This is a genomic window from Sinorhizobium sp. BG8, from assembly GCF_016864555.1.
GTDB lineage: Bacteria > Pseudomonadota > Alphaproteobacteria > Rhizobiales > Rhizobiaceae > BG8.
The window spans coordinates 2,416,302-2,428,290 of record NZ_CP044011.1 but is presented as its reverse complement, the minus strand read 5'-3'; the positions used below and the strand labels follow the sequence as shown (position 1 = coordinate 2,428,290).

At 60.6% G+C, this 11,989-nt stretch carries 9 protein-coding genes and 1 pseudogene; 3 read left to right on the top strand and 7 right to left on the bottom strand.

The features are described 5' to 3' along the window. Positions 1-231 precede the first annotated feature (231 nt). Together F3Y30_RS11370 and F3Y30_RS11365 are read right to left on the bottom strand one after the other, a co-directional pair. Positions 232-2,163: an AAA family ATPase gene (locus F3Y30_RS11370; protein WP_246752712.1), complete on the bottom strand. Its 1,932-nt coding sequence runs from the start codon at positions 2,161-2,163 to the stop codon at positions 232-234. Next, a complete protein-coding gene (locus F3Y30_RS11365) occupies positions 2,156-2,944 on the bottom strand; it encodes a metallophosphoesterase (protein ID WP_203422845.1) in 789 nt (262 codons plus the stop codon). Before F3Y30_RS11365 ends, F3Y30_RS11370 begins: the two co-directional genes overlap by 8 nt. A 473-nt stretch (positions 2,945-3,417) precedes the next feature. Here F3Y30_RS11365 and F3Y30_RS11360 point away from each other — a divergent pair, with 473 nt between their 5' ends. Then, entirely contained in the window at positions 3,418-3,975 is a 558-nt protein-coding gene (locus tag F3Y30_RS11360) for a helix-turn-helix transcriptional regulator (protein WP_203422844.1), read from the top strand. 405 nt (positions 3,976-4,380) lie between these two features. Here the strand turns inward: F3Y30_RS11360 and F3Y30_RS11350 are convergent, their stop codons facing one another. Both F3Y30_RS11350 and F3Y30_RS11345 read right to left on the bottom strand, forming a co-directional pair. After that, a complete protein-coding gene (locus tag F3Y30_RS11350; RefSeq protein ID WP_348649840.1) occupies positions 4,381-4,713 on the bottom strand; it encodes a hypothetical protein in 333 nt (110 codons plus the stop codon). A 75-nt stretch (positions 4,714-4,788) separates the two neighbouring features. After that, positions 4,789-4,962: a hypothetical protein gene (locus F3Y30_RS11345; protein ID WP_203422842.1), complete on the bottom strand. Its 174-nt coding sequence runs from the start codon at positions 4,960-4,962 to the stop codon at positions 4,789-4,791. Positions 4,963-5,264: 302 nt separating this feature from the next. Here F3Y30_RS11345 and F3Y30_RS11340 point away from each other — a divergent pair. Both F3Y30_RS11340 and F3Y30_RS11335 read left to right on the top strand, forming a co-directional pair. After that, positions 5,265-6,037 (top strand): annotated as a pseudogene (locus tag F3Y30_RS11340) (NAD kinase). Positions 6,038-6,157: 120 nt separating this feature from the next. After that, on the top strand, positions 6,158-6,691 hold the full coding sequence (locus tag F3Y30_RS11335) for a hypothetical protein (protein ID WP_203422841.1): 534 nt from the start codon (positions 6,158-6,160) through the stop codon (positions 6,689-6,691). 76 nt (positions 6,692-6,767) lie between these two features. Here F3Y30_RS11335 and prfB read toward each other — a convergent pair. From prfB to F3Y30_RS11320, 3 genes are all read right to left on the bottom strand, one after another. Beyond that, positions 6,768-7,899 (bottom strand): peptide chain release factor 2 gene (gene prfB, locus F3Y30_RS11330; protein ID WP_203422840.1). Its coding sequence is split into 2 segments (ribosomal slippage): positions 6,768-7,829 and positions 7,831-7,899, totalling 1,131 coding nucleotides; the frame shifts between segments, so codons are not numbered across the junction. Between the two features lie 100 nt (positions 7,900-7,999). Beyond that, positions 8,000-10,450 (bottom strand): penicillin-binding protein 1A, encoded by a 2,451-nt coding sequence (locus F3Y30_RS11325; protein WP_203422839.1) that lies wholly within the window; start codon positions 10,448-10,450, stop codon positions 8,000-8,002. A gap of 313 nt (positions 10,451-10,763) precedes the next feature. After that, positions 10,764-11,954: an N-acetylmuramoyl-L-alanine amidase gene (locus tag F3Y30_RS11320; RefSeq protein ID WP_246752973.1), complete on the bottom strand. Its 1,191-nt coding sequence runs from the start codon at positions 11,952-11,954 to the stop codon at positions 10,764-10,766. Between the last annotated feature and the right edge of the window lie 35 nt (positions 11,955-11,989).

Genomic DNA, 11,989 nt, shown 5'->3' with positions numbered 1-11,989 from the left:
ACGGGGCAGCCCGTCGAAGCAGACGGTTCCGTCCCGGTCTCCGCCGGCGTTTTTGCCGGCTCACCGACTGATCGTTGTTTGGAGACCAAGATACGTCGCCCGAGTGGACGAAACCCGACCTCGTCGAGACCAGACCCAAAAGAGCGGTTTTCAGCGCGTCCCTCCGCTCCCCGCTTCGACTTGATCGACCGAGAGCCTCCCGTCTTTCCAAACCGCCGTTTCCTCGGCATGCTATGCTCCCATGCTGCGCGGAATCTTTGCGAGGCTGACCGTCGGCCGACGATGTCTTTCGATGATGTCACGGACGTCATCACCAGATAGCGACTTCGCCTGGATCAACCGAGCGGCTATCTCGTCCAATGCGGAACGCCGATTCCTGATGATGTCCTTAGCTCTTTCGAACTCGTTGGCGATGACATCGTGTACGCGTTTCCGCAATCCGGGGTCGTTGGCGCGGAGTAAGTCGAGGCGGCCCACGGCGTTGTCAGCCACCACCAACGTGTGCCCCATGCCGAGACCTGCCTCCAAGAGCGTTGCGGTTCTGGTCACGGTATTCAGGTCGGCGGTATGAGAACCTGCCGCGCCGTCGAAGAAGGCGTCGAATACCACCGTTTCGGCGGCAATACCTCCCAACGACACGGCGATATCGTCAAGGTAGGCAGCTCTGGTCCTGCGCATATGGCGCGGCATCGCGTAGGTCGCACCGCCGACCTGATTGCCATTGCCTGGGATGGCGTAGCTGGCGATTTTCAGGTTCACCAATTCACCGAACCCGAGCTCGACGGCGACAACGGCATGTCCGGCCTCGTGGACCGCGACGGAACGAAGGTATTCGGCCGGAAGCTCCGGTGCCGGCGGTAATTCTCCGACGATGTGCTCGCCAGCGAAGTCTTGCTTTCTTCGGCGCGCCGATCGCTTAGCAAACCGTACAAGTTGCTCGATGTCGGCTCCTGAGTAACCCTCGGTCGCGAGGGTGAACTGCTCGGCCTGGTTCGGATCGAGGTCGAGGCCGCTGTGATACTTCAGGATTGAAAGCCTGGCATTATCGTCAGGCAGCGTCACCTCAAAATGCTGACCAAGCCTGCCCGCCCTGCGGATTGCCGGGTCGATCTGTTCCGGGTTGTTGCACGCCGAGACGACCACTACCCCCTTGCGCCGGTAGAAACCGTCCAGCAACTCGAGAAAGGCGGCAATCACGGCGCGCATGTAGCCACGGTTCCGATCCGTCTCACTTCGGTCTCCAAACGTGTCGACCTCGTCGACCAGCAAAATTGCGGGAGCTTTCCCCTTGGCCTCCTCAAAAGAGGCACGCATTGCCTTCAAATGCTCATCCAGCGCACCCGCCGTCTGCCAGCTGGAAACCGAACCGTAAATGAGGGGAACGCCGCACGTCTTTGCCAATGCCCCGGCGAACAACGTTTTCCCCGAACCGGGCGGCCCAAAAATCAAGATACCGGAGTCGACGTCCCCCCACGGGATTCGTCCTGCCTTGTATTCCTCGAGGTCGAACGCGAGATCGCGCCCCCAATCGAGAAGCGATCCAAACCCATGCATTTCGTCAAGCGTTGGTCCTTCGGCTTCGTTGTCCGCTGCAATACGTGCGGCGCGCGGATACTGCCGTAGCCGTTCCAGCGCAGCAGCCGGCTGACGACGGGTCTGAAAAGCATGATGCAGTCGAGACCAAGACTCCGAAATCAGGATTTCGACATCCCTCTCGGTCACTGGAATTCCGAAACGCCGCAGCGCCGCCGCCGCCTGCCTTCTGGTCGGGGGCGCGACACTCACGACGACATCAGCGAGAAGCCACGCCTCGGTGTCGAGCGCGTGCCCGGGCCCCGCGAAGAAAATCGCCTGGTCCTTGTTCAGGGCCACGATTTGGTCCCTGTGGCGTTTTTCGTCCCAAGCGCCGACGCACGGGTTGTAGTCCCGCTCCTCCCAGAGCCCCATCAGAAAGACCTCGGCGGCCTGGGAGTAGATCGGCAAGTAGCAGTCGTCTTGGATTTGCAGGATAGCGATGAACTTCGAGTTCTTCCGATTACGAGAACGAAGCGCCGCGGCGATCCCGCAATAGGCGAGGTAAACCGGCAGGGTCACATAGGGATCGTCGTTCGGTTTTGATAGCTTCCACGGGCAGCGAAACCGCTTGTCAGAACGTCTAGCCAACTGCGTGATCTCCCAGGTCGATTACAAGACTTGGGTCGAAGTCGGGGACCGGTTCGTCTGGATAGCCGCGCGGGTTGCAGATCACCCGGGTGTCTACGATGCAGTAGTCGCTGCGATTGTGCAGGTGGCCGTGAATCCATGCGAGAGGTTGGTACTTGGCGATGTCCGGTTCGAGATTGGAGACGAAGCTCGGCGTCAGCGGATCGCCGACGAATTCCGGAGCTAGAGAAAGGACGCTCGGCGCATGATGCGTCACGACGACCGTCGGGCCGGCACCTGGTTCGTCAAGGGTCCTTCGGATGAAGTCCTTGTCCATGTGGTTGAAACCGCTTGCATGGCCTGCTGTAAACCGCCGAAACGGCTCTTTCGACATCTTGATTTTGCGATAGTCGTTCAGCTCGTTTTGTGCGCTGTGGAGCGCCCAATTCATGTTGCCGTAAAGATTGAAATCGCCCCACAGCGTCGCACCGACGAAACGAAACCGGCCAAGGGTGACGGCGCAGCGGCTCAGCACGTGGACGTCGGGGTAGCGCTCGGCAGCCGTGTCCAGCGCTTCTTTCAGTCCTTCGACGATCGAGCTGCGGTAGAACTCGTGATTGCCGGGAACCAGAATTACCGGCATGAACCGGGACACATGTTCGCCCAGATAGACGACGCTCTTCGCAGGCCCACGGTCGCAGACGTCGCCCGCACAAATGCAGACATCAGCGTCAGGAACTGCCAGAGGGGCGAGCCCTACATCGAACTCGGTATGAAGGTCAGAGAAAATCCAAGCCCTCATGGCCGATCCCCCATGCCTTCGTCCCAGCCCTCGGGATCAACCCGCGTTCCAAGCCGATACCATCGAGACATCGTCCGCGCGATCCCGCGCTCCGGATCAAAATAGAAGAGTTCACTAGATAACGCCTGTTTCCCGTCACGGATCGATGGATGTCCAATCGGTCGTCCTATCAAGCAAGGCACGGTACGTCTGGCCAGCGACCAAGAGTTAATGGCAACACTTGGTGAGGGCGCTTGAACGCACCCGTCGACGCTTTCCAGGTCACAAGCTAGTTTCCTGAGGTCTTCGATAAGGGACGCACGAGGCATTCCAAACCATCCCTCGATGAGCGAATCACTAAACCGCATTGGTTCACTCCAATTTTTCGACTCATCGTAATGAGTCGTAACAGTCACAATATATATTTTTTGACTCATATAAAGCATGCAAAAGCATTTGTTGACATTTTTATTGGCGACCGGCTTGTCGGGTAAATGAGGACTCCCGCACCCTCCGATTGCCTCCGTGCTGCCCGCGCGCTTACAGGTCTGTCCCAGCGCGAAGCCGCCGCTCGGGCCAAAACTTCCCAGAACACGCTTTCAGCTGCCGAGAGCTCAAGACCAGTGCTCACGGAAACAAACCTTTTGATTGTGGATTTTTATCTAAACCAAGGCATCGAACTCTTGGGCGAGACGGCTATAGGTAAGGAGCCACTTCGAACCGGAGCAAGATGGGTGGCACCACAAAATCCGGACGCAAGCGAGGAAGTGAAGAAGGGTTTTCGGTCACAGAAATTCCCGATCTCATTCCGCGCGGCGCGTGCTTTACTGGAAATGGATCAGGCCCAAGTTGCCGAAGCAGCTGGGCTTACAGTCGCAATCATCCAGAATCTTGAGCGCGGGCGACTTTCGGCTGGTCCGCTGGAGACACTCCGCAATTGGTATGAAAAACATGGCGTCGATTTTCTGGGATGGGGCGATGCTGCTTCCAGCAATTATTACGGCGTAGGCGTACGCTGGAAATCTCACGGCAGAGGTACCGAGGATGTGTAGCCGACAGAGACGGATCGGCCCGTGCTCGTCCAAACGCGCGATGTCTAAAAATTGGACATTCCAACTCTGCACAGCGCAGGAAGATTTGGGCTCCACCGCCGTCCGGCGACTTGGCAATACGAGACAATTCCTCACTTACCTTTCGCTGCTCGTGAACGGCTCAGATACTTTTTCACGGTGGCTCTGCTCACGCCGAGGGATTGAGCGATGCGTTTAATAGAGCGCCCATCATTAAACATTTCAACTATGTTTTCGGTGAGGTGAGAACAATCCGTTGATGGGATTTTCTTGTTTATTTCCCAATACATAGCGCGGTTCAGATTTTTGCCACGATCGGCGCACCATTTTCTCACCGACAACCTAGCGCGCCGACCGTCCCTTCGTAGGGTCGTCCCAAGCTGCGGTCTATTTCTGCATCAGCTCGATGAAATCCGTCAGGATCGCCATGAAGACGCCGCTCGACGTGGCGACGACACCGCACATGAACAGGCGGTTGGCCTTGTCGTAGCTGGTCCTCTTGAGCGAAATCGGATGCAGGAGGATCTTGAGCGTGATGATCTGCAGGACGATGCCGAGGACGAGCAGCAGCAGCGCCGGCAGATCGATGATCTGCCAGGGTATCGGGTTGCTGGTCCATTGGGTGACGAATCCCAGGGAAAATGAAAGCACGATGCCCACGACGGTCAGCGTGCCGTTTCGAAAGAGGGTCTCGATCAGTTGGTCGTCGTCGTCTTTCACGAGGATTTCCCTTCGGTTCAATCGCCCCTCGCTCCAGTCCGCGGCTCGAACCCGTCACGTCCGGAACGACAGAAACTACGCTTTCCTGTCCATCGCCTTGATGACGGCCTGGCCTGCGGCGATCGCCTGGAGCTGCGAGGTAAACTGCCCCTGGACTGGATAGGTCACGCCACGGAACTTCACCACGAAGCCCCATCGGCCGTTTGCGAGCTTGCGCACGGTGACGGTGGTTTCCGGTTGGGATGTCATTGCATTTCTCCACGTGTTGCCGCGCGTCCGCGAGCGGACTGCACAAGGTTCTGCCCAGCCAAATAGCATCGGTCGGGCGCGCTATCAATTTCGCCCGCGCGGCACCGTGAATTTGCGACTGCACCGCATTCCGACGAAGCCGGGGATCCGCCATGAGGAAACCGACCCAGCGCCGCTTCAAGCGGCGTTTGCACTCGTTGTTGATGCGTGCCAAAAAAGGCGAACCGACGAACGCTGGTGGCGATGCGAATCGACCGCGATAAGCCATTGAAAGCGCTGGCATAGGAAACGGACCGGCAGGTATGACACGCTCTTTCAAGACCCTTGCCTTCGTGGCCTCGCAGTCGCCGGAAGCGCAGGACGCGCGACGCGAGCTCATCACGATCTACGGCAATACGGACCCGGAGCGGGCGGACGTCATCGTGGCGCTCGGGGCGACGGTTTCATGCTGCAGACGCTGCACACCACGATGAATCCCGGAAAACTCGTCTACGGCATGAACCGCGGTTCGGTCGGCTTCCTGATGAATCGATACGACACCGAGAACCTGCACACGCGCATTGCACATGCGGTGGAGAATGCCTTCCGGCCACTCGAGATGCAGACCACGGACGCAAGCGGCAACCAGCGCACAGCGCTGGCCATCAACGAGGTCTATCTCTTCCGGCAATCGTACCAGGCTGCCAAGCTCCGGGTGGCGATCGATGGCAAGGTGCGGCTTGAGGAGCTGATCTGCGACGGGCTCCTGCTTTCCACGCCCGCGGGTTCGACAGCCTACAACCTCTCGGCCCACGGGCCCATCCTGCCGCTGGAAGCGCCGCTGCTCGCCATGACGCCGGTGAGCCCGTTCCGGCCCCGGCGGTGGCGTGGCGCGCTGCTGCCCAACAAGGTGATGGTCGAGATCGAGGTGCTGGAGCCGGAAAAACGTCCGGTCAACGCCGTGGCCGACAATACCGAGGTCAAATCGGTCACATCGGTGCGCATTGCCGAGTCGACGGAAATGACCGCGCGGATCCTTTCTGATCCCGACCACTCATGGTCGGACAGGATTCTCGCGGAGCAGTTCGACTATTGATCGCGACGGGGCCCACACAAGGGCCGCCCGACGCGCCCGCACATGCACATGGACCATGAAGGAAGACGGTTGCCGCATCGCTGGAACGCGCAGCAGCCGTCGAGCAATGGAGAAACGCCAATGAACCGGATATCCCTCCCCTCCGTTCTCCTGGCCCTATGCCTCGCGACCATTCCCGCAGCGGCAGCCGAGGAAAGCCCGACGCCAGTGCCCTCCAGCGTCACCTTCGTGACGAGCAGCGGCTACTGGGAGGAGACAGCCCATCCGGACAACGGCGCGGACGCCGCCGGCGCAAAATCGAAGGCCGAATCGCAAGAGGATGCCGCATCGGCGACGAAGAGTCCGACCCGGCGCGGATATTACAAGCTCATCGCGGTACGCCAGAAGGACGGGACCGCGCGGATCCACCTGCAGCAGATCGAGGCCACTGCGGACGGTCCGAAGATCCTCACATCGACGGAACTGGACGAGTTCACCGCGCTGAAGCCCTATGTCACCGACATCCGTCCGGAGAGTTCGACCGGCATTTCGTCCCAGCCCGGGCTGTTCGCGACCATCTACCTGAAGACCGATCCGAAGGCCGTGGAACCCGAGAGCTGGACGGTGCTCATCGACGACCTCGGAGACATCAAGATCGAGAAGGCGACGAACTGAGGTCATCCGGGCCACCGTCGTCAAATGCCAACGGGCGCCGAAGCGCCCGTCAAACAATCCCAGAAGCTGAGTTGCCTCAGGCTATGTCTTCGACGACAGCATCGGCGCCGCCGCTCACGCGATGGGCGAGTGCTGCCTCCATGAACTCGTTGAGTTCGCCGTCGAGGACGTCCGAGGGAGCCGTGCTTTCGACACCCGTGCGAAGATCCTTCACCAGCTGGTACGGCTGAAGGACGTAGGACCGGATCTGGTGGCCCCAGCCGATGTCGGTCTTGGAAGCGGCCTCGGCATTCGCAGCCTCTTCCCGCTTCTTCAACTCTGCCTCATAGAGCCGTGCGCGCAGCATGTCCCACGCCTTTGCGCGGTTCTTGTGCTGCGAGCGTTCCTGCTGGCACTGCACGACGATACCGGACGGAATGTGCGTGATGCGCACGGCCGAGTCGGTCGTGTTGACGTGCTGTCCGCCGGCACCCGACGAGCGGTAGGTATCGATGCGGCAGTCGCTCTCGTTGACGTCGATCTGGATCGAGTCATCCACCACGGGATAGACCCAGATGGAGGAGAAGGAAGTGTGGCGCCGCGCGTTACTGTCGTAGGGCGAGATGCGCACCAGCCGATGCACGCCCGACTCCGTCTTCAGCCAGCCATAGGCATTCTGGCCCTTGACGAGAAGCGTCGCAGACTTGATGCCGGCCTCTTCGCCGTCATGGATTTCCAGGAGCTCGGTCTTGAAGCCCTGGCGTTCCGCCCAGCGCGAATACATGCGCAGGAGCATGTTCGCCCAGTCCTGGCTCTCGGTACCGCCGGCACCCGAATGCACTTCGAGATAGGTGTCGTTGCTGTCGGCCTCGCCGGAAAGCATGGCCTCGACCTGACGGCGCGCCGTTTCGGTGCGAAGCTCCTTCAGCGCCTCTTCAGCTTCCTTGACGATCGAAGCATCGCCCTCTTCCTCACCGAGTTCGATGAGTTCGATGTTCTCGCCTAGCTGCCGCTCGAAGCTGCGAACTCCGTTGATGCCGTCGTCCAGCTGCTGGCGTTCGCGCATCAGCTTCTGCGCTTCGGCCGCATCGTTCCAGAGGCTTGGATCCTCGGCCTTGTTGTTCAACCAGTCCAGTCGTCTTACCGCCTGATCCCAGTCAAAGATGCCTCCTCAGCAGGCTTATGGCCTGCTTGATTTCATCGACTACATTCTCGATTTCCGCGCGCATGTCCGTGTTCTTCGATGCTGTTGAAAGTGGGTCGTCAAATAGTCACGGCCGGCGCGGATGTAAAGCCCCGCGCAGGCCGCCGACACTGGTGAAGATGTGATCAGAAGAGGCCGCCGGTCCCGCCGGTAACAGCCTGGTTGGCCTGGGGCGAACTGCGCAGGATTTCCTCCGGCGTCGCATATTCCTCGCCGCCGATCACAGAGAATACGTCCGCCGGTCCCGTGCCGGGCTTGAACGCTTCCATGATCGTGTCGGGATCGCCGGCATTGGCCTGCATGCCCGTCTTGCGGTTAACCGGAATGATGCTCATGCCTTCCGGAATGAGGAACTTGGTCACCGGCATGCCCTCGAGCGCGCTCTGCATGAACTCGTTGAAGATCGGCGCGGACAGCGAGCCACCGGTTGCGCCGCGGCCGAGCGGTGCCGGATTGTCGAAGCCGATGTAGAGGCCGGCGACGAGGTCCGGCGTATAGCCAACAAACCAGGCGTCCTTCTCGTCGTTGGTCGTGCCGGTCTTGCCGGCGATCTCGCGGTCGACCTTGATCTTGCCTGCGGCCGTGCCGCGGGAGATGACGCCTTCCATCATCGACGTGATCTGGTACGCGGTCATCGGATCGAGAACCTGTTCGCGGTTGTCGACGAGAACGGGCTCTTCCTGGTTTTCCCAGTCATTGGCGTTGCAGTTGTCGCAGGTCCGCTCCTCGTGGCGGAAAATGGTCTTGCCGTAGCGGTCCTGGATGCGGTCGATCAGCGAAGGCTTGATCTGCTTGCCGCCGTTCGCCAGCACAGAATAGGCCGAAACCATGCGCAGGACGGTGGTTTCGCCGGAACCGAGCGACATGGCGAGCACGGGCAGCATCTTGTCGTAGATCCCGAAGCGTTCGGCATACTCGGCCACGAGATTCATGCCCATGTCATTGGCAAGGCGCACGGTCATCAGATTGCGCGACTTTTCGATACCGAGGCGCAGCGTCGAGGGGCCGGCGGAACCGCCGCCGTAGTTCTGCGGCCGCCAGACTTCGCCGCCGGCAACAATCTCGATCGGCGCATCCATGATCACGGATGCGGGCGTATAGCCGTTGTCGAGGGCCGCGGCGTAGACGAAGGGCTTGAACGAAGAGCCGGGCTGGCGCATCGCCTGGGTCGCACGGTTGAATTCGGACTGCCCATAGGAGAAGCCGCCCACCATGGCGAGCACGCGGCCGGTGTGGGGATCCATCACGACCATGCCGCCCTGAACCTTCGGTGGCTGGCGCAGGCGATAGGAGTCCCCGTTCTCGGTCGGCTCGACATAGACGACGTCGCCAATTTCGAAGACACCCTGCGGGGACTTCGCGGTCTTGCGGTCACCTTTGGCGGAACGGTAGGCCCACTTCAGGTCGTCAGCCTGGATGCGCCCGGTCACACGTTCCTCGACGACCTTGCCGGAGGCCTCCTTGCGTGGCTGGAGACCGATGTCCGCACCTGCATCATCAACGCCGGTGACGACCGCCAGCTTCCATTCGGGCACGTCGTTGAGAGCATCGATCTTGCTCAGCTCGACACCCCAGTCGCTGCCCATCTCGATATGCTTGATGGGTCCATGGAAACCGCGACGCTCGTCATAGCTCAGCAGTCCCTTCTGGAGCGACTTGCGGGCGATTACCTGGAGACGCGGATCGAGGGACGTGCGGACGGAGAGGCCACCTTCATAGAGGGCATTGTCGCCGTACTTCTCGATGATCTGGCGGCGGACGTCTTCCGCGAAGAACTCGGAGGCAAACAGATAGGAGCCGCGGTTACGCGGCGTCACGCCGAGCGGCTGCTTCTTGGCCTCATCGCCGTCGCTCTTTGCGACGTAGCCGTTCTCGACCATGCGGTCGATGACCCAGTTGCGCCGCTCGATCGCCGCTTCGGCCTTGCGGAAGGGATGATAGTTCGACGGCCCCTTGGGCAGGGCAGCGAGGTAGGCAGTTTCGGCGATGGACAACTCGGTGACAGACTTGTCGAAATAGGTGAGCGCCGCGCCGGCGATGCCATAGGAATTCAGGCCGAAGAAGATCTCGTTCAGATACAGCTCGAGAATACGGTCCTTGCTGTAAGCCTGCTCGATGCGGAAGGACAGGATCGCTTCCTTGACCTTGCGGTCGATCGTCTGGTCGGACGACAGCAGGAAGTTCTTGGCAACCTGCTGGGTGATCGTCGAGGCGCCAACCGGACGCCGGCCGGAACCCATGTTCTGGACGTTGGTAACGATAGCGCGGAAGAGACCGGAAACATCAACGCCGGGATGCTTGTAGAAGTTCTTGTCTTCGGCCGACAGGAATGCCGCCTTGACGCGATCCGGGATCGCCTGGATCGGCAGATAGAGCCGTCGCTCGCGGGCGTATTCCGCCATCAGGGAGCCGTCGCCTGCGTGCACGCGCGTCGTCACCGGCGGCGCATAGCTGTTCAGAACCTCGTAGTCGGGAAGATCCTTGGTGACGTTTCCGAGATAGAGGGCGACAACCGCCGCGACGCCGAGAAAGAAGACGGCGCCGATCCCGAAAAAATATCCAATCAATCGTATCATCTGCGAACTACCGGTACCTATTACAATTCTGCTTACAATTCCGCCGGCGGGGCCGACAGGCCTGCCGCGTCACTCGGGAGATCAAGCCGTGTACATCCCCCAGCGGTTTATCGCAACGACAGGCGGACGATCCCACGCGAGTCGTCCCCTGCTCCGATCCGTCTAGCGACCGGAATGTGAGGAAAATAGGGCTTCGCCCCGACACTGCGCGGCGTCACGGGCACAATCGGAACCGCTGTCACTTTTCCGGCACAGCGCGAACCTAGCACGGAACGTATGGAATGACTGCACAAATCGCACGCTGTCCGCGATTTCACCCACCATTGGCCGTAGCGGTTGCACGATAGCGATCGACAGCCTGGGCGATCAGCGCGGCCACCTTCTTGCGCCAGGCCGGATCGAGCAGCAGCTTCTCGTCGTCCTTGTTCGACAGGAAGCCGAGCTCGAGCAGTATCGAAGGCACATCCGGCGCCTGCAGCACGCGAAAGCCGGCGTGGCGGTGCGGATTGTTGATCAGCAGCACCTGCCCTTCGAACGAGTCGACCACGGATTTGGCGAGGTTGATGGAGAATGCCTGCGTCTCCCGCCGCGTCAGATCGATAAGTATATCGGCGACCTCGGCCGGCTCGCGATCGAATGCGATGCCGGCGATCTCGTCGGAGAGGTTCTCACGTTCGGCAAGGTTGGCGGCAAGGCTGTCGGAGGCCTTGTCCGAAATGGTGTAGACCGTCGCGCCGCGAATGTTCTTCTGCCTCAGGGTGTCGGCGTGAATGGAAATGAACAGGTTGGCCTTCCTGTTGCGCGCAAGCTGGACGCGCTGCGGCAGGGAAAGGAACTCATCCTTGTCCCGCGTCAGAAATGCCTCGGTGTCGGAGAGACCATTCAACGCGGCAGCAAGTTCGCGGGCGAAATCCAGCGTGACGTGCTTTTCCTCCGTCTTGGTATCGACGCCATGGGCCCCGTTGTCGATGCCGCCATGGCCGGCATCCACCGCGACGACGAAGGGGCCAGACTTCGGCGACGCCGCATCCGGAAGCATGATGGCAACGCTTTCCTGCGTCGTGGACGGTTCCGACTGCCAATCCTGTTTTGCCATCAACGCGGAAAATTGCTCTTCGGTCGCGAGCGCCGTGTCGAGGATGAGCCGGTAGCTTGCGCCCTCCCCCTCTTCCTTGACGTCTGAAAGGACAACGCTGACCGGCCGCTTCGCGGTCATCACGATCCGTGCGCGACCGGCGGCCATGGTTCCATAGCGGATGTCGCTGAATAGCCCCCGCGCCACCAGGTCATCCGGCTCGAGGCCGAAGTTGGTGGCGGGAAGATCGATCAGCACGCGGAAGGGATTGGCGATGTAGTGGATCGTGTATTCGGGCCTGCGGTCGAAATCGATCACGACGCGCGTCCGGGCGTCGTCACCCGCGATCCTTGCATCGTAGGCCAGGAGAGGCTTCTCCGCCTGTGACGCCTCGGTCGCGGAGGCAGCCGGCTGGATTTTTCCGTCCACCGCGTGCGCCGGACCCGCAGCCAACGCAAGGAAGG

Coding starts and splice junctions, on each gene's coding strand:
- F3Y30_RS11335 (WP_203422841.1), top strand. CDS start 6,158: ATGAACCGGATATCCCTCCCCTCCGTTCTCCTGGCCCTATGCCTCGCG.
- F3Y30_RS11345 (WP_203422842.1), bottom strand. CDS start 4,962: ATGACATCCCAACCGGAAACCACCGTCACCGTGCGCAAGCTCGCAAAC.
- F3Y30_RS11360 (WP_203422844.1), top strand. CDS start 3,418: ATGAGGACTCCCGCACCCTCCGATTGCCTCCGTGCTGCCCGCGCGCTT.
- F3Y30_RS11365 (WP_203422845.1), bottom strand. CDS start 2,944: ATGAGGGCTTGGATTTTCTCTGACCTTCATACCGAGTTCGATGTAGGG.
- F3Y30_RS11325 (WP_203422839.1), bottom strand. CDS start 10,450: ATGATACGATTGATTGGATATTTTTTCGGGATCGGCGCCGTCTTCTTT.